This window comes from Afifella sp. H1R, from assembly GCF_021462425.1.
Lineage (GTDB): Bacteria > Pseudomonadota > Alphaproteobacteria > Rhizobiales > Afifellaceae > Afifella > Afifella aestuarii.
Genome location: NZ_JAKEDY010000001.1, coordinates 646,157 through 663,365 on the forward strand (window position 1 = coordinate 646,157; position 17,209 = coordinate 663,365).

Genomic DNA, 17,209 nt, shown 5'->3' on the forward strand with positions numbered 1-17,209 from the left:
AGGCCTCAGGCTGTCCGGTCGGACAGATTGACGTAATCGCGCTTGGGCGAGCCCGTGTAGAGCTGACGCGGACGGCCGATGCGCTGGCTCGGATCCTCGATCATTTCCTTCCACTGGGCGATCCAGCCGACGGTGCGAGCGACGGCAAAAAGGACCGTGAACATCGTCGTCGGGAAGCCGAGCGCCTTCAGCGTGATGCCCGAATAGAAGTCGATGTTCGGGTAGAGCTTCTTTTCCAGGAAATACTCGTCGGTCAGTGCGACGCGTTCGAGCTCCATGGCCACATTCAGAAGCGGATCGTCCTTGACGCCGATTTCTTCGAGAACCTCGTGGCAGGTGCGCTGCATGATACGCGCGCGCGGGTCGTAGTTTTTGTAAACCCGGTGCCCGAAGCCCATGAGCCGGAACGGGTCGTTCTTGTCCTTCGCACGCCCCACGAACTCCGGAATCCGCTCCGGCGTGCCGATCTCCTGCAGCATGTTGAGGGCGGCCTCATTGGCGCCGCCATGCGCCGGGCCCCAAAGGCAGGCAATGCCCGCAGCGATGCAGGCGAACGGATTGGCGCCCGAGGAGCCGGCAAGGCGTACCGTCGAGGTGGATGCGTTCTGCTCGTGATCGGCGTGGAGGATGAAGATCCGGTCCATGGCGCGCGACAGGATCGGGTCGACCTCGTATTCCTGGCAGGGAACCGCGAAGCACATCCGGAGGAAGTTCGACGCGTAATCGAGGTCGTTCTTCGGATAAACGAACGGCTGGCCGATATGATATTTGTAGGCCATCGCCGCGATGGTCGGCACCTTGGCGATCATCCGCAACGACGCGACCATGCGCTGATACGGATCGGCGATATCGGTAGAGTCGTGATAGAAGGCCGACATTGCACCGACCATGGCCACCATGATCGCCATCGGATGTGCGTCGCGGCGGAAACCCTGGAAGGCGCGCGACATCTGCTCATGCACCATCGTGTGGTGCGTGACCCGGTAGTCGAAGTCCGCTTTCTGCTCCTTCGTCGGCAATTCACCGTACAGAAGCAGGTAGCAGGTTTCGAGAAAATCGCCGTGTTCGGCAAGCTGCTCGATCGGGTAGCCGCGGTAAAGAAGGGTGCCTTCGTCACCGTCGATGTAGGTGATTTCAGATTCGCAGGCGGCCGTTGAGGTAAAACCAGGATCGTAGGTGAACCGCCCAGTTTCTCGATACAACGAAGAGATGTCGACGACCGATGGCCCGATTACTCCCTCGCGAACCGGGAAGTCCCAGTTCTCATTACCGATGCTCAAGGTCGCCTTGGAGTCGCTCATACACTTCACCCCTTTGTGGATCGACACGAGACTCCAGCACGCGCAACTTGGGCTGCGCCTCCCCCCGGAAGAGTCCGCGTCGTGGATGTTTAGCTGTCCGAGTGCTATCGGCTTTTGCGCTGCACCGCAAGATGAGAGCGGGCGCTGCGCTTACGTGAAGGGCAGGGCGTTGCCTGACACGGCAGCGCCCCACCGGAAGCTTACGCAGCGCTCGCCTGATCGCCGATGCGGGCGAGCGTCTCGTCGCGTCCGAGGGCAAGCATCACGTCGAAAATCCCCGGCGAGGACGTCGAACCTGTCAGTGCGGCGCGCAGCGGCTGTGCGAGCTTGCCAAGCTTGACGCCCTCCGATTCTGCGAGAGTGCGGACCGCTTCTTCCAGGGGCTCGGTTTCCCATGCGCAATGGCCGAGGGCATCGCGCAGAAGACCGAGGCGACGGCGAGCATCGTCGTCGAGAAGGCCTTCTGCTTTGGTGTCGAGCGTCAATGGCCGCGCCGCAAACAGGAAGGCCGCGTTGTTGGCCAGTTCGACGAGCGTCTTCGCACGCTCTTTTAGACCCGGCATGAGTTGCATGAGCTGCGAACGCTGCGCCGCACTCATCTCTGCAGGAAATGCCGGCGGCGTCTCGATCTCGGGGAGGATTTTGAGCATATCGGCGACGAGCCGCTCGTCGTCCGCCTGGCGGATATAATGCCCGTTCAGATTTTGCAGTTTGACGAAGTCGAAGCGCGCCGCGCCCTTGCCGATCGCGTCGAGATCGAACCATTCCGTCGCCTGCTCGGAGGAGAAGATCTCCTCGTCGCCATGGCCCCAGCCGAGGCGTGCGAGATAGTTGCGGAGCGCCTCAGGCAGGTAGCCCATCGCCCGATACGCTTCGACGCCGAGCGCCCCATGACGTTTGGAGAGCTTGGCGCCGTCCGGACCGTGAATGAGCGGGATATGCGCCCATTGCGGCACCTGCCATCCGAGCGCTTCGTAGATGATGCCCTGTCTGGCGGCATTGGTGAGATGATCGTCGCCGCGAATGACGTGCGTGACGCCCATATCGTGATCGTCGACGACGACGGCCAGCATGTAGGTGGGCGTTCCGTCCGAGCGCAGGATGATGAAATCGTCGAGGTCGCGGTTCGGGAACGTGACGCGGCCCTGAACGTGATCCTCGATGACCGTCTCTCCGTCCTGCGGAGCCTTGATGCGGATGACCGGCTTGATGCCTTCCGGCGCTTCGGACGGATCGCGGTCGCGCCAGCGCGCGTCATAACGGGGCGGGCGACCCTCGGCGCGTGCCGTCTCGCGCATCTCCGCCAGCTCTTCCTGGGAGGCATAGCAGCGATAGGCATGGCCGCTCTCAACGAGCTGCCAGGCCACCTCTGCATGGCGGTCCATGCGGGCGAATTGTGAGATCGGTTCACCGTCCCAATCGAGGCCGAGCCAGGAGAGCCCGTCCAGGATGGCCGCAATGGCAGCATCGGTCGAGCGCTGGCGATCGGTGTCCTCGATCCTGAGCAGCATTTTACCGCCGCGGCCCCGCGCATAGAGCCAATTGAAGAGCGCCGTGCGTGCGCCGCCAATGTGTAAAAAGCCGGTTGGCGAGGGAGCAAAGCGGGTAATCGGATGAGATGACATGGTGGTTTTGGCTGGCAAAAGGGCGGGGCGATTGGTGGATGCCCGGCCCGCGTGTAAGATGGGCTCGGTCTAGCCACAGCGCCGGGTGCTTGCAAGCATGGAACCGAGCGGCGGACAGTCAAGCGCGGCGGATGGGGAGCGGCCTTCGCACGACGATCGCCGTATCGAAGGCTTCTTGCCGCCTGGCCGGCTCAGGCGCTTCGGCTACGGCGTGGCGTCTCGCACCGCGCATCTCAGAGCACAGGCTACCCGCGATTTCGAGGAGCGGCGCGGCTTTCTCTTCCTGGCTGTCGGCTTTTCTTGTGGCGCCGCCGCCTATTTCATTTTGCCGCGCGAGCCGTTGCTTTCCGCGCTTCTGCCCGCAGCCTTGGCTGCGGCGGGTGCCGCGTGCCTCGCGTGGTGGCGCGGTGGCGGCGCCTATCCGTTGGTGCTCCTCGCCTGTTTTCTGGCCGGGATGTCGGCAGGCAAGCTTCGCGTTGAAAGCCTTCGCGCGCCGGTGCTCGAACATCCGCTGAGCAGTGAAGTGACCGGCCGGGTGGTGGCTGTCGAAACCCGCGCTGAACGAACGCCGCGGGTGGTCCTCGACCAGGTGCGCATTGAGCGTCTTTCTGCCGAAGAGACGCCGCACAGGGTCCGGCTTACCTTGCGCACCGATCTGCCGCCGATTGGCGCAACCGTGAAAGGGGCGGCGCGGCTCGCACCGCTGCCGGGCCCGGCGATCCCTGGGGGCTACGATCCTGCTCGGGCGGCGTTTTTCGATGGGATCGGCGCATCCGGTTTTGTCTTCGGCACTCTGACGGTCGTCGAACCACCGAGCGGCGTCCATGTGTTCCTGGCGATTGCGGCCATCCGCCGAGCGATCGCAGAGCGGATCACCGACGCGGTGGCAGGTCCGCCCGCCGCAATCGCGGCAGCGCTTCTCGTCGGCGATCGCGGCAAGATCGCGGATGCGGACGTCGACGCTCTGCGGATCGCGGGGCTTGCGCATATTCTTGCGATTTCGGGCCTGCATATGATGCTGATCGCCGGCACGGCCTTCTGGCTCGTGCGGGCGGTGCTGGCGTTGTCGGAACATATGGCGCTCGTTCTCCCGATCCGAAAGATCGCAGCGGCCGTCGCGCTCGCCGTCGGCGCCTTCTATTTGTCGATCTCCGGCGGCAACGTGGCGACGATCCGCGCCTTCGTGATGCTTGCGGTCATGCTGACGGCCGTCTTTCTGGATCGTCCTGCTCTCTCGCTGCGCAACCTCGCGATTGCAGCTTTCGTGGTCGTCGCGCTCCAGCCTGAGAGTGTGCTCGAACCGGGCTTCCAGATGTCCTTTCTGGCCGTCGCCGCCTTGGTGGCGGCCTGGGAAGCCTGGCGCGACCGTCCGCGCCAGGATCTTGCTGAACCCGCCCGCGGGCTCTCGCGACTTCTCCGCAGGCCTGTCGTGGCGATCGGTGCGGTCGGCTTGACCACGCTCGTCGCCGGTCTCGCCACATCGCCGTTCGCGGCTTTCCATTTCGGACGGCTCGCGTCCTACTCGCTCCTCGGCAATCTCATTGCGATGCCGCTCGTCTCGCTCATCGTGATGCCGGCGGGGCTCATCAGCCTGATTGCGATGCCGTTCGGTCTGGAAACCGTGCCGTTGACCGTCATGGCCTGGGGCATCGATCTCGTCCTCGCTTCGGCGCATTTCGTGGCGTCATTGTCGGGCGCCACCGTTATCGTCCCGCCGTTTCCCGCGATCGCGCTCATTCTGATGTGCGGCGGGCTTCTGTGGCTCAGCCTCTGGCGATCGCAGCTGCGCCTCTACGGCGTCGCGCCACTCTTGCTGGGGGCGCTGCTTGCATGGCTTCTTGGCGCCAGGCCCGACCTTCTGGTGGATGAGGCGGGGAGGGCGGTTGCTGCCCGTGACGTCGCCGGACACCTCCAAATCGTTGGCGCGCGGCAAGGCTCTTTCCTTGACGATGTCTGGCGCGAGGGCGAGCCGGAGGCGGAAGCCGCGGGAACGTCAGGCTTTCGTTGCGACGCCGAAGCCTGCGTTCTGGAGATGCCCGAAGGACTGACCCTCTCGCGCGTCACCGATCCGGTGGCTTTTTCGGAAGATTGCCGCCGCGCCGAGATTATCGTCACGCAACTGCGCGCGCCGAGAGATTGCGCGGCGCGCATCGTCATCGACCGCTCCGCGCTCGCCACCCATGGAGCGCACGCGCTTTTTATGGAGAGCAAACACCCGGACGGTGTAGCTCCGCACCTTGAACTTCGCACATCACGCCCATCCATCCGGCGACCGTGGCAGGGGTCGCCGGCACTCAGATGACGTCGAGGCCAGAAAGGCTGAGAAGCGCTCAGTAGCGGCGCAAAAGCCCCACGAGGCGACCCTGGATGCGGACCCTGTCCGGACCGAAGATGCGGGTCTCGTAGGCGGGATTGGCAGCCTCGAGCGCAATCGATGCACCTTTGCGGCGCAGACGCTTCAAGGTCGCCTCTTCGTCGTCGATCAGCGCCACCACCACATCTCCGCTGTCGGCACTGTCCTGACGACGGATGACCACGGTGTCCCCGTCGAGAATGCCGGCCTCGATCATGGAATCGCCGCGCACCTCGAGCGCGAAATGCTCGCCCTTCGAAAGGAGGTCCGGCGGCACGATGATGGAATGGCTCTGGTTCTGAATGGCGGAGATCGGAACGCCGGCTGCAATCCGCCCCATGACCGGGACGCTCGCGCCTCGCTCACTCTCTTCGAACGCTTCTTCCTCAACGGGTTGTGGCGCCTTGCCGAGCCGGCCTTCGATCACGCTCGGCGTGAAGCCACGCTGCTGCGGTCGCCCGAAACTCGGATTGACCGCGTCGGGAAGGCGCAGAACTTCCAGCGCGCGTGCCCGATTCGGCAGCCGCTTGATGAAGCCACGCTCCTCCAGGGCGGTGATGAGGCGATGAATTCCGGATTTCGACTTCAGATCGAGCGCGTCCTTCATCTCGTCGAACGAGGGCGGCACGCCCGATTCCTTCAGTCTTTCATTGATGAAGAGCAGAAGCTCGAGCTGCTTCTTTGTCAGCATTGCCGTCCCCTCGCGATGCGAGTCGCGTCTCGTGTACAAATCACGAACGCACACTACCTGTTCATGGCGTGTTCCACAAGCCTTGGGGGCCGCGCGCGGGTTTACGAGAGGGCTTGCGCGAGATCGATGACGGCAACCACATCGCCCGTCCGGGCCGCCGGAGCAAAGGGAGGGCGAATGATGAGGGCGTCCGAACGGGCAAGCGTCGCAAGAAGAGACGAATCCTGCTCGTCAGCGACCGTGACGGCTGTCCGCCCCTGCCATTCGACGAAGCGCGCCCGCAGATATTGCTGGCGGTTGCCGACCTCGGGCAACGCTGCTGCAAGCGGCAACAGGCGCGTTGGCTCGTTGCCTTCGGCGCCCTGCATCGCCCCGATAAGAGGCTTCAGAAAGACGAGTGCGCAAATGAGGGCGGAGACGGGGTTTCCGGGCAGGCCGAGCACCCGGGTGCGCCCGAGCGTACCGAACATGACCGGTTTGCCCGGCCGCATGGCGACGCGCCAGAAATCGACCTTGAGACCTTGTTCGGCGAGCGCCGGTTGGACGAGATCGTGGTCGCCGACCGAGGCGCCGCCGATCACCACCAGGATATCGGCATCCGCCGCGCCTGCTGCAGCATTGGCAATCGCTTGTTTGTCGTCGACGGCGACGCCGAGATCCCGCGCGAGACCGCCGCAGGCGGAAACCATTGAGGCAATCGCCACGCCGTTCGAGGAGACGATCTGATCCGGTCCGGGTTCCTCTCCGGGTTCGACGAGTTCGTCTCCTGTCGAAAGGATGGCCACGATTGGCCTCTGGCGTACCGGAACGATTGCATGGTTCATCGCTGCGGCAAGCGCCGTTTCGCGCGTTCCGATCCGGCGTCCGGCATGAAGAAGCGTCTCGCCCTCCCGGAAGTCGAAGGCCGCGGCGCGTATGTGTCGGCCTGACGCCACCGGCTCCAGAACCTCGATGCGGTCGCCGTCGGCGCGGGCGTTTTCCTGAATGAGGATGGCATCGGCCCCGTCGGGGACAGGCGCTCCCGTGAAAATGCGAACCGTCTCGCCCGTCCCGAGCGTCCCGGCAAAATGGGAGCCCGCGCGTGCTTCGCCGATCTGGCGCAGCCATGCGCCTGAGGGCGTATCGTCAGCGCGTACGGCATAGCCATCCATCGCAGACGCACGGAACGGCGGTTGGTTACGTCTCGCTGCAAGATCGCGCGCAAGCACCCGGCCGCGTGCTTCCGTCAGGGGGACACTCTCTTCCCCGAGGCGCGTGACGCCTTTGAGCATACGGGCAACGGCATCCTCGACGGAAATCAGGCTCATGTGTCGAAACGCCAATCGCCGGAAGCGCCGCCGCTCTTCTCCTCCAGGCGAATATCGCCAATCGTCATGGCCCGGTCGACGGCCTTCGCCATGTCGTAGATGGTGAGACAGGCGACGGAAACCGCTGTGAGCGCTTCCATTTCGACCCCCGTCTTGGCATCCACACGTGCCATCGCCCGAACGCGGAGCCCGGGAAGCTTCTCGTCGGGCAGAATATCGACGGCGATCTTCGACAAAGCCAGAGGATGACAGAGCGGGATGAGATCGGAAGTGCGCTTGGCCGCCATCACGCCGGCAATACGCGCGGTCGCGATGACGTCGCCCTTCTTCATGTCCCCATCGCGAATGAGGCGCAGTGTCTCCGGCGCCATGCGAACGCTTCCGCTCGCGACGGCGATGCGCGTCGTCAGCGCCTTGTCTCCGACATCGACCATTTCCGCGCGCCCATCGTCGGAAAGATGGGTGAGGTGATCTTTCATCCGGTGGCCTGCGGAGCCGGTGAGGCGAGGAGCCGACGGGTTGCCTCGGTCACGTCCTCGGAGCGCATCAGGCTTTCGCCGACGAGGAAGGCGTGGATGCGGCAGGCTTTCAGGCGAGCGATATCCGCAGGCGAAAAAATACCGCTTTCTCCGACAATTAGCCGATCTTCCGGAATCAGTTTCGCAAGCCGTTCGGAGGTCGCCAGATCGGTGTGAAAACTGCGCAGATCCCGGTTGTTGATCCCGATCATCGGCGAAGCGAGGGTGAGCGCGCGCTCGAGCTCCGGCTCGTTATGGACTTCGACAAGCACATCCATGCCATATTCGAAGGCGCTGTCTTCGAGGGCTTTTGCTTCATCGTCGGAGACCGCAGCCATGATGATCAAGATGCAGTCGGCCCCCCAGGCGCGTGCCTCAGCCACCTGATAGGGCGTGAACATGAAGTCCTTGCGCAATGCCGGCAGGGAGACGGCCGCGCGTGCTGAGGTCAGGAATTCTGGCGCCCCCTGGAAGGACGGGGCATCGGTCAGAACGGAAAGACAGGCGGCGCCGCCGTCCTGATAGGCTTGTGCAAGCTCAGGCGGATTGAAATCCGGCCTGATCAATCCCTTTGACGGACTTGCTTTTTTGATCTCGGCAATGAGGCCGGGCCGGTCCGCCTCTGCCTTGCGACGCAGAGCTGCCAGAAAACCGCGCGGCGCTTCCTGATCGGCGAGGCGGGCTTTGAGCTCCTGAAGCGGGATGGCAGCCTCGGCGGCTTCGATCTCCTGCCGCTTGTAGGCTTCGATTTTCTTGAGGATGTCGTTCACGAGGCTGGCGCCGCTTCGTTGGAGACACGCAGGAGCGCTTCGAGCGCGGCTTTTGCCTTGCCGGAATCGATCGATTCCTCGGCCATGTCGGCGGCTTCCTCGACGAGCTCGGACTTGCCAGCGACGATCAAAGCGGCTGCGGCATTGGCAACGACCACATCGCGGTAAGGACCGAGCTCACCGTCGAGAAGATCGCGGAGGGCGGCCGCGTTTTCCTCCGCCGTGCCGCCTTTCAGATCCTCCGGCAGCGCTTCTTTGACATCGAAATCCTGCGGATGGACCTCGAAGGTGCGGACATGCCCTTCCTTGAGCTCCGCGACATAGGTGCGTCCGGTGGTCGACACCTCGTCGATGCCGCCGGCATCGCCGTAGGTGCCGTGCACCACCCATGCCGTTTCCGCACCGAGGTTTTTTAGCGCGTTGGCAATGGGTTCGACCCATTCCTTGGAGTAAACCCCGAGCATATAGCGCTTCACCTTGGCCGGATTTGCGAGTGGGCCGAGGATGTTGAAGATCGTCCGAGTGCCGATTTCGACACGAGAGGGGCCGACATGGCGCATGGCGGCATGATGGTTCGGCGCGAACATGAAGCCGATGCCGGCCTCGCGGATACAGCGTGCGATCCCCTCGGGCTTGAGATCGACATTGACGCCGAGTGCCGTGAGGCAGTCGGCGGCACCCGAGCGGGAGGAAAGGGCGCGGTTGCCATGCTTGGCGACCGGGACGCCCGCACCCGCAACGACGAGCGCTGCACCCGTCGAGATGTTGTACGTGCCGGAGGCATCGCCGCCCGTGCCGACGATATCGATGGCGCCTTCGGGAGCCTCGACCGGCGTCATGCGAGAGCGCATCGATGTGACGGCGCCGGCGATCTCCTCGATCGTTTCACCGCGCACTCTGAGGCCCATCAAGACGGCACCGATCTGCGTCGGCGTCGCTTCGCCCGACATCATCACGTCGAAGGCCTGCTGCGCTTCGGCTTCGGTCAGGCTTTCACGATTGGCCAGCTTGGCAATCAGCGGCTTGAGATCGCTCATGAGAGCACCTTGGGGCTGGCGTCTGCCGCGCCCGTCGTCTGACGGAAGCTTGCGGCGAGCTTCAGGAAATTGTCCAGGATGCGATGACCGTGTTCAGAGGCGATGCTCTCGGGGTGAAACTGCACCCCGTAGACCGGATGAGACCGGTGCTGCACGCCCATGATCACGCCATCGGCCGTATGCGCCGTCACCTCGAGGCTCTCCGGCATACTCTCCGGCAAGATGGTGAGAGAGTGATAGCGGGTCGCCTGGAACGGTCCGTTGATGCCGTGAAAGACGCCCGCGCCCTCATGTTCGATGAGGGACAGCTTGCCATGCATGAGAGACGGTGCGCGCACCACTTCGCCGCCATAGGCCTGACCAATCGCCTGATGGCCGAGGCACACGCCGAAGATCGGCATCTGGCCGTTCGCCTTTTTGATCAAGTCCAGCGAAATGCCGGCTTCGTTCGGGGTGCATGGGCCGGGGGACAGAATGATGCCTTCGGGCTTTGCCGCGAGCACATCTTCCGTCGACCATTCGTCATTGCGCAGAACCTTTGTCTCGGCGCCGAGTTCGCCAAGGTAATGCACGAGATTCCAGGTGAAAGAATCGTAGTTGTCGATGACGATGAGCATGGGCGGCCCGCGTTTGTCTGTCATCTGCACGGATTAGGCGGGGAGGGCGCGGCGGTCAAGAAACGCCGCGCCGCACGGATGCAAGTGGCCTCTCAGATGTCGGAGACGCGCTATTGTCCGCGGCCGGCCTGGTTGGCGAAGCGGCGCGCCTCTTCGGCCGCCCGAAAAAGCGCTTTCGCCTTGTTCACGCATTCCGCCTGTTCTGAATCCGGGTCGGAATCGGCGACGATCCCGGCCCCGGCCTGAACATAGATGGTGTCGTCTTTGACGACCGCGGTTCTCAAGACGATGCAGGTATCCATGTCGCCATCGGCCGTGAAATAGCCGACGCAGCCGGCGTAAGGACCGCGCTTCGATTCTTCCAATTCGTCGATGATCTGCATCGCCCGAATCTTTGGTGCTCCCGAAACGGTGCCGGCCGGAAACCCGCCCGCGAGGGCATCGATCGCGTCGCAATCCTTGCGCAGATCGCCTTCCACGTTGGAGACGATGTGCATCACCTGGCTGTAATGCTCGAGGAAAAATTTGTCGGTCACGTGCACCGAACCAATCTCGGCGACCCGTCCGACATCGTTGCGCCCGAGATCGAGGAGCATGAGATGCTCCGCGAGTTCTTTCGGGTCTGCCAGAAGCTCTTCGCCGAGGCGCTTATCCTCCGCCGAAGTGGCGCCGCGCGGCCTCGTGCCTGCGATCGGCCGGATGGTGACCTTGCCGGCGCGCGCCCGCACCAGGATCTCAGGGCTCGAGCCGACGATGGAGAAGCCGCCAAAATCGAGAAAATACAGAAACGGTGCCGGATTGACCCGCCGCAGAGCGCGGTAGAGTGAAAAGGCGGGAAGCGGGAAGGGCGTTTCGAAACGCTGCGACAGCACCACCTGAAAGATGTCTCCGGCGGCGATATATTCCTTCGCGCGGCGAACCTTCTCTTTGTAGGCTTCCGGAGTGGTGTTCGAAGTGGTGTCCGAAGCGAGCGGCACGTCGGCCGTTTCGACGCCGCGCTCCAGCGGTCGATCGAGCGCGTCGACGATTTCCGTGAGGAGATTGACGGCCGTTTCATACGCCGCCCGCGCCGCGACGCCGGGTGTCGGCCTGACGGGCGTGACGACGGTGAGCTCATCCTTGACGGCATCGAAGACGACAACGGCCTGCGGACGCATCAAGACGGCATCAGGCAGGTTGAGGCTGTCCGGCGGAACGTTCGGCAAACGCTCCATCTGACGCACCATGTCGTAGCCCAGATAGCCGAAGACACCGGCGCCCATCGAAGGCAGACCCTCCGGCACATCGACCCGGCTTTCTGCAAGGAGGGTGCGCAGAGCCTGCAGCGGCGGTTCGTCGAGCGGGATAAAATCGTCAAGATCGGGCGCGCGGGCGATTGCGGCCTGGCTTCCCTCCGCCCGGAAGATGAGATCAGGCTGAAGCCCGATCATCGAATAGCGCCCTCGCACGGCACCGCCTTCGACCGATTCCAGGAGGAAGGAATTGGCGCGCCCGGCGGCGAGCTTCAGAAAGGCGGAGACGGGTGTCTCGAGATCGGCAACGAGGCGGGTATAAAGCAGTTGCGCTTTGCCCTCGCTGTAAAGCTGCTCGAAGGCGCCGAAGGCTGGCTCGACTTGCATGTTATTGCTGGCTTTCTCCAACGATCTGCCCGTAGATCGCCTGATTGACGGAGATCGATCGCTCGTTGATCAGATGGGCATTGTAGGCCTGCAAGAGGTCGCCGGCGATGGCTTCCCCGAGGCTGTCCCGCAATTGCGTGGCGCCTGCCGCTTCCTCGAAATACGCGGGCACGGTGACGCTGTCGACGTGCAGGAGGATCCGGTTCTGCGGATCTTTTCCTTCCGCGTTGGCCACGTGATTCTGCGGTCCGGCAAAGGCTTGCGCGACGGCATTCGGGCTGAGCGGGCTGTCGGGCTGCTGCGAGGCCGTGCGCGTCACACCTTCCGCCGTCTCGACGTCTTTGCCGATTTCGGACGCGATCTCGGATAGCGGTGTCCCGCTCTTGAGACGGTCGAACAGGGCATTGGCGCGGTCGCGGATACGTGTGGCGCGCTGATCGGCCTGCCATGCGGCGACGACGTCCGGCTTGACCTCATCGAGCGCGCGGTCGCGAGCGGGTGTGGTCTCGGTCACGTCGTAGAAATAGAACGTGTTCGTGCCGACGTGGATCGGGTCGTTCTCGAGCCCGACATCGCTTTGAAAGGCGTCGGCGATCAGATCCCGGCCACCTGGGACGGAGATCTCGTTTCCGTCCGGCCCGGTCCCGTCCGCGGCAACAGCATCGATCTTCTGGTAGGGAAGGTTGAGCTTCTGCGCGACTTCCTGGAGCGTTGCGCCACCGGCGCGTTCGTCCTCGATCTGGTCGTAAAGCGCAAGAACCTCGTTGGAGCTTTGGCGCTCGGCCATCTCCTTGCGCAGTTCGGGCTCGACCGCGGAGAACGGTTGGGTGGAGCCTTCTTCGACATTCACCACCTTGATGATTGCCGGCCCGAGACGGGCGTCCAGGACCGGAACCGTTGCCCCTTCATCGGCGGCAAAGGCGGCATCGGCGACGCTCTGGTCGACGATTTCGGCCTTTGATTTCAGGCCGAGGTCAACGGCTGTGAGATTTCTCTCGCTTGCAACCTCTTCAAGCGCCTTGCCGGAGGAGATTTCGTCGGCAGCCTTCTTGGCATCTTCAGGATCGTTGAGCCGCAGCTGGAGAACGCGCCGCCGCTCGGGCGTCGAAAAGCGTTGAGACTGGCTGTCGTATTCTTTCCTGACATCTTCCTCGGAAATGGAGGCAGGATCGGCGATGGCGGAAGGCTCGAGCGCGATGATGCCGAGGGAGCGGTATTCCGGTGCCCGAAATTGCGACTGATTGTCCTCAAAGAAGGCCTGAAGGGTTGCGTCGTCCGGCTCGCCCACCGGCTCGATCGCGCTGGTATCGACGGTCACGTACGAGATTGTCCGCGCCTCGTTCTGATAGCGGTAGAAGGCATCGAGCATCGGCTTCGGCGCGCTGACGTCACCGGCTATGGCGGAGGCGATCTGCCGGCGCACCATGCGCTCGCGCATATCGGCGATATAGTCTTCTTCGCGCAGTCCCGCATTGGCGAGGAGGGTCCGGAAGCGCTGCCGGTCGAAGCGGCCACCAACCCCCTGGAACGTCGGATCGGAGGCGATCTCCTGAGCGAGCTTATCGTCGGAGACGCCGAGATTGTACTGCGAGGCCTGGTCGTCGAGGGCGGCTTCTGAGACGAGCTGCGAGAGAACCTGTTGAGGCAGGCCGATGTTGCGGGCCTGCTCCATCGTCATCACCTGGTTCATCTGCTGCGAGAACTGCTGCATGCGCTGGCGCAGCGCGCGGTCGAACTGGACCGCCGTCACCTCTTCGTCACCGACAGAGGCAAGCGTGCCCCGGCCATAGCCGCTGAACTGGTTCGCCACGCCCCAGATACCGAAGCTGACTACCAGCAGCCCCAGGAGCAGCTTGGCCATCCAGCCGCTTGTCGCTTGACGCATTCGATCGAGCATGGAACACCCTCGGCCCAACAAAAACGCCGGGCAAGAGCGCCCGGCCCGCGCATCATAGGCATCGGTCGGTGCCCTGCCAAGCACAGCGCCGCCGCCACTTCAACCCACAGGGACGACGCATCATGAAATGGGTGATCGGCAATTGGAAAATGAACGGCCTTTCGGAGAGCCTTCATGAGGCCCGTTCGATCGGAGACGGCGTCGGCGGATGGACCGGCAAAGTCGTTTCCATGGTCTGCCCGCCCACGACTTTGATTGCACGCATGGCCATGCATTGCGCTGGCACGCCTCTCGAATTCGGTGGCCAGGACTGCCATGCGAAAGCCTCAGGCGCGCATACTGGGGATATCGCCGCCGAGATGCTGCACGACGCGGGGGCGCGCGCAGTGATTCTCGGACATTCGGAACGCCGCACGGATCATGGCGAGACCAACGAACAGGTGCGCGCGAAGGTCGATGCTGCATGGCGCGCTGCCCTGACGCCGATCGTCTGCGTCGGCGAAGTCGAAGCGGAGCGGGATGCGGGCCGTGCCGAGGCCGTGGTGGAAGAACAACTCGCCGCCTCCCTGCCGGATGCTCTGCCCACCCAGGAGAATGAAGACCTGATCGTCGCCTATGAGCCGGTCTGGGCGATCGGCACCGGCCGTGTGCCGACGGAGGCCGATATCGGCGCCATGCACGGCCAGATTCGCGCGCATCTGGTGAAGCGCTACGGCGAGGCGGGCCACCGTGTTCCGATCCTGTACGGCGGCTCGATGAAGCCGGACAACGCCAAGGCGATCATGTCCATCGCCGACGTTGATGGCGGTCTTGTCGGCGGCGCGAGCCTCAAGGCTGAGAGCTTCCTGGCGATCGCCGAAGCGGCTGCGGCAGCAGAAGCGGCCTAACCGCCTTTAAGTCGACACCGGCCTCGTGTAGAAGGCCGACCAAATTCCAAAAACGGCAATTGATCTGATGACTACTGTTGTGATCGTCATCCACCTGATGGTGGTTTTGGCCATGATCGCCCTTGTACTCCTGCAGCGCTCGGAAGGCGGTGCGCTCGGCATCGGCGGGGGCGGCGGCATGATGAGCGGCCGCAGCGCCGGCAATCTTCTGACGCGCTCGACCGCAATTCTGGCTGCGGCGTTCTTCGCGACTTCGATCGGGCTGACGGTCCTGGCGAGGCTCGATACCGGGCCGAGCGACATCTTCGAACGCTTGCAGAACCGTCCTGTCGCACCCGCGACGACCACCGAGCCGAATGCGCCTGCAGCGCCTGCAGACACGTCCGGCGGTCAGCCCGTGACGCCTCCGAGCGCGCCGAGCGGAGCGCAGGACGGACCGGGTGTCCTCGACGCTCTGAAGAGCTTGTCGAACTCTCCGCAGCCGATGCAGCCATCGTCGCCCGCGACGTCCGGCCCGCAGACACCTCCGGCTGAAACGCCCTCCGAGGCTCCTGCCGAAACGGCCCCGAACGCAACGGCGCCCGAGCAGACGTCTCCTGAACAGACATCCCCTGAGCAGACGGCGCCTTCGGATGCTTCGTCGGACGCATCATCGGCGGACGACAGCGCGGATAGCCCGGCGACGGAGGCGACGCCTTCGGGCGAGGCTGCGCCCTCCGGCGCAGAAACTCCGGCGAGCGAAGACGCCCAGTCGGGCACCGACAATTCGGCTGGTTCGGAGAATCCGGCTCAGCCGCTCGGAGGCTCGGCCCAATAATGCTGTTTGTTTCCTGGGCACCCGCCGCGTCCACCGCGGCGGTGGTGCCTTTGCGTCACAGCCGTGCCCTTCTGCACGGCTGTTTCATTTTCGACTCCACGAATCGTTCCAGCTTAGGTAAGCGTTGAGGCCCATGGCGCGGTACATCTTCATCACCGGCGGCGTGGTCTCCTCCCTCGGCAAAGGTCTCGCATCCGCAGCGCTCGGCGCGCTGCTGCAGGCTCGTGGCTATAAGGTCCGCCTCCGCAAACTCGACCCGTATCTGAATGTGGATCCGGGTACGATGAGCCCCTATCAGCACGGCGAGGTCTTCGTGACCGACGACGGCGCTGAGACCGATCTCGATCTTGGCCATTACGAGCGTTTCACCGGTCGCTCGGCCAATCAGCAGGACAACATCACGACCGGGCGGATTTATCAGGAAATCATCGCCAAGGAGCGGCGCGGCGACTATCTCGGCGCCACCGTTCAGGTGATCCCGCACGTGACGGATGCCATCAAGGAATTCGTCCTCGACGGAAACGAAGATTACGATTTCGTCCTGTGCGAGATCGGCGGCACGGTCGGCGATATCGAAGGCCTGCCGTTCTTCGAGGCGATTCGGCAGCTCGGCAACGAGCTGCCGCGCGGACAGGCGATCTTCATCCATTTGACGCTGATGCCGTTCATTCCGGCGGCCGGCGAATTGAAGACGAAGCCGACGCAGCATTCCGTGAAGGAGCTGCGTTCGATCGGCATTCAGCCCGATATTCTCCTGGTGCGGTGCGATAGACCGATCCCGGCCGCAGAGCGGCGCAAGCTCGCGCTTTTCTGCAATGTGCGCGAGAGCGCGGTGATCACGGCGGAAGACGTCGGCTCGATTTACGATGTGCCGCTCGTCTACCATCGCGAAGGGCTGGACGCCGAGGTGCTGGCCGCCTTCGGCATCGACTACGCCCGCGGCATGGAGATCACGCGCTGGCAGGACATCTCCGACACCATCCACAATCCGGAAGGTGAGGTGACCATCGCCATCGTCGGCAAATACACGGGGTTGAAGGACGCCTACAAATCGCTGAGCGAGGCGTTGTCCCACGGCGGCATCGCCAACAAGGTGAAGGTCAATCTCGAATGGATCGAGAGCGAGATCTTCGAGAAGGAAGATCCCGCCCCCTGGCTCGAACGCGTCAACGGCATTCTCGTCCCCGGCGGGTTCGGTGAGCGCGGGGCGGAAGGCAAGATCGCTGCGGCGACCTTCGCCCGCACGCGCAAGGTGCCTTATTTCGGCATCTGCTTCGGCATGCAGATGGCGGTGATCGAAGCGGCCAGAAACATGGCCGGCATTGAGAACGCCAATTCGTCGGAGTTCGGGGCGACCGACGAACCGGTCGTCGGCCTGATGACGGAATGGCTGAAGGGCAATCAGCTCGAGAAGCGGGCCGAGCAGGGCGATCTCGGCGGCACGATGCGACTTGGCGCCTATCCGGCCTCTCTGTCTGAGGGAAGCCGCATCGCGTCGATCTATGGTCGCAGAAACATCTCCGAGCGCCATCGCCACCGCTACGAGGTGAACATCGAATACCGAAAGCGGCTGGAAGAGGCGGGTCTCACCTTCGCCGGAATGTCGCCCGACGGGCTGTTGCCGGAAACGGTGGAGCTCGCCGCGCATCCCTGGTTCATCGGCGTGCAGTACCATCCGGAGCTGAAATCGCGTCCGTTCGAGCCGCATCCGCTCTTTGCGTCCTTCATCGCCGCGGCCGTGGAGCAGAGCCGGCTGGTGTGATCTCGCAG

General features: G+C 63.7%; 14 protein-coding genes. 4 read left to right on the forward strand and 10 right to left on the reverse strand.

Annotated features, from left to right (window positions below; translation table 11 throughout):
- Positions 1 to 5: 5 nt before the first annotated feature.
- On the reverse strand, positions 6 to 1,301 hold the full coding sequence (gene gltA / locus L0F51_RS02940; protein WP_234627863.1) for a citrate synthase: 1,296 nt from the start codon (positions 1,299 to 1,301) through the stop codon (positions 6 to 8).
- Between the two features lie 200 nt (positions 1,302 to 1,501).
- Positions 1,502 to 2,926: a glutamate--tRNA ligase gene (gltX, locus tag L0F51_RS02945; RefSeq protein ID WP_234627864.1), complete on the reverse strand. Its 1,425-nt coding sequence runs from the start codon at positions 2,924 to 2,926 to the stop codon at positions 1,502 to 1,504.
- 97 nt (positions 2,927 to 3,023) lie between these two features.
- On the opposite strand from gltX, the gene L0F51_RS02950 reads away from it, so the two are divergent.
- The gene (locus L0F51_RS02950; protein WP_234627865.1) at positions 3,024 to 5,228 is read left to right on the forward strand and encodes a ComEC/Rec2 family competence protein; all 2,205 of its coding nucleotides are present in this window, start codon (positions 3,024 to 3,026) and stop codon (positions 5,226 to 5,228) included.
- Positions 5,229 to 5,256: 28 nt separating this feature from the next.
- Here L0F51_RS02950 and lexA read toward each other — a convergent pair whose 3' ends face one another.
- The 8 genes from lexA to L0F51_RS02990 all read right to left on the reverse strand — a co-directional run bounded on the left by lexA (position 5,257) and on the right by L0F51_RS02990 (position 13,735).
- The gene (gene lexA, locus L0F51_RS02955; RefSeq protein WP_234627866.1) at positions 5,257 to 5,970 is read right to left on the reverse strand and encodes a transcriptional repressor LexA; all 714 of its coding nucleotides are present in this window, start codon (positions 5,968 to 5,970) and stop codon (positions 5,257 to 5,259) included.
- Between the two features lie 101 nt (positions 5,971 to 6,071).
- Complete coding sequence (gene glp / locus L0F51_RS02960) at positions 6,072 to 7,277, reverse strand: gephyrin-like molybdotransferase Glp (RefSeq protein WP_234627867.1); 1,206 nt, start codon at positions 7,275 to 7,277, stop codon at positions 6,072 to 6,074.
- A complete protein-coding gene (moaC, locus tag L0F51_RS02965; protein WP_234627868.1) occupies positions 7,274 to 7,756 on the reverse strand; it encodes a cyclic pyranopterin monophosphate synthase MoaC in 483 nt (160 codons plus the stop codon). Before moaC ends, glp begins: the two co-directional genes overlap by 4 nt.
- Positions 7,753 to 8,565, reverse strand: coding sequence for an indole-3-glycerol phosphate synthase TrpC (gene trpC / locus L0F51_RS02970; RefSeq protein ID WP_234627869.1), 813 nt, complete (start codon positions 8,563 to 8,565; stop codon positions 7,753 to 7,755). The genes moaC and trpC overlap by 4 nt, the downstream gene beginning before the upstream one ends.
- Positions 8,562 to 9,602 (reverse strand): anthranilate phosphoribosyltransferase, encoded by a 1,041-nt coding sequence (gene trpD, locus L0F51_RS02975; RefSeq protein WP_234627870.1) that lies wholly within the window; start codon positions 9,600 to 9,602, stop codon positions 8,562 to 8,564. The genes trpC and trpD overlap by 4 nt, the downstream gene beginning before the upstream one ends.
- A complete protein-coding gene (locus L0F51_RS02980) occupies positions 9,599 to 10,219 on the reverse strand; it encodes an aminodeoxychorismate/anthranilate synthase component II (protein ID WP_234629319.1) in 621 nt (206 codons plus the stop codon). Before L0F51_RS02980 ends, trpD begins: the two co-directional genes overlap by 4 nt.
- 110 nt (positions 10,220 to 10,329) lie before the next feature.
- Positions 10,330 to 11,838 (reverse strand): anthranilate synthase component I, encoded by a 1,509-nt coding sequence (gene trpE / locus L0F51_RS02985; RefSeq protein ID WP_234627871.1) that lies wholly within the window; start codon positions 11,836 to 11,838, stop codon positions 10,330 to 10,332.
- A gap of 1 nt (position 11,839) precedes the next feature.
- Complete coding sequence (locus tag L0F51_RS02990) at positions 11,840 to 13,735, reverse strand: SurA N-terminal domain-containing protein (protein ID WP_370642297.1); 1,896 nt, start codon at positions 13,733 to 13,735, stop codon at positions 11,840 to 11,842.
- A gap of 122 nt (positions 13,736 to 13,857) precedes the next feature.
- On the opposite strand from L0F51_RS02990, the gene tpiA reads away from it, so the two are divergent.
- The 3 genes from tpiA (at position 13,858) to L0F51_RS03005 (ending at position 17,201) form a co-directional block, all read left to right on the forward strand.
- Entirely contained in the window at positions 13,858 to 14,622 is a 765-nt protein-coding gene (gene tpiA / locus L0F51_RS02995; RefSeq protein ID WP_234627873.1) for a triose-phosphate isomerase, read from the forward strand.
- A gap of 67 nt (positions 14,623 to 14,689) precedes the next feature.
- Positions 14,690 to 15,439, forward strand: coding sequence for a preprotein translocase subunit SecG (secG, locus tag L0F51_RS03000; protein WP_234627874.1), 750 nt, complete (start codon positions 14,690 to 14,692; stop codon positions 15,437 to 15,439).
- A gap of 133 nt (positions 15,440 to 15,572) precedes the next feature.
- Positions 15,573 to 17,201 (forward strand): CTP synthase, encoded by a 1,629-nt coding sequence (locus tag L0F51_RS03005; RefSeq protein WP_234627875.1) that lies wholly within the window; start codon positions 15,573 to 15,575, stop codon positions 17,199 to 17,201.
- Positions 17,202 to 17,209 lie beyond the last annotated feature (8 nt).

Coding starts and splice junctions, on each gene's coding strand:
- tpiA (WP_234627873.1), top strand. CDS start 13,858: ATGAAATGGGTGATCGGCAATTGGAAAATGAACGGCCTTTCGGAGAGC.
- L0F51_RS02980 (WP_234629319.1), bottom strand. CDS start 10,219: ATGCTCATCGTCATCGACAACTACGATTCTTTCACCTGGAATCTCGTG.
- gltX (WP_234627864.1), bottom strand. CDS start 2,926: ATGTCATCTCATCCGATTACCCGCTTTGCTCCCTCGCCAACCGGCTTT.
- glp (WP_234627867.1), bottom strand. CDS start 7,277: ATGAGCCTGATTTCCGTCGAGGATGCCGTTGCCCGTATGCTCAAAGGC.
- moaC (WP_234627868.1), bottom strand. CDS start 7,756: ATGAAAGATCACCTCACCCATCTTTCCGACGATGGGCGCGCGGAAATG.
- L0F51_RS03005 (WP_234627875.1), top strand. CDS start 15,573: ATGGCGCGGTACATCTTCATCACCGGCGGCGTGGTCTCCTCCCTCGGC.
- gltA (WP_234627863.1), bottom strand. CDS start 1,301: ATGAGCGACTCCAAGGCGACCTTGAGCATCGGTAATGAGAACTGGGAC.
- trpE (WP_234627871.1), bottom strand. CDS start 11,838: ATGCAAGTCGAGCCAGCCTTCGGCGCCTTCGAGCAGCTTTACAGCGAG.
- lexA (WP_234627866.1), bottom strand. CDS start 5,970: ATGCTGACAAAGAAGCAGCTCGAGCTTCTGCTCTTCATCAATGAAAGA.
- secG (WP_234627874.1), top strand. CDS start 14,690: ATGACTACTGTTGTGATCGTCATCCACCTGATGGTGGTTTTGGCCATG.
- L0F51_RS02990 (WP_370642297.1), bottom strand. CDS start 13,735: ATGCTCGATCGAATGCGTCAAGCGACAAGCGGCTGGATGGCCAAGCTG.
- L0F51_RS02950 (WP_234627865.1), top strand. CDS start 3,024: ATGGAACCGAGCGGCGGACAGTCAAGCGCGGCGGATGGGGAGCGGCCT.
- trpD (WP_234627870.1), bottom strand. CDS start 9,602: ATGAGCGATCTCAAGCCGCTGATTGCCAAGCTGGCCAATCGTGAAAGC.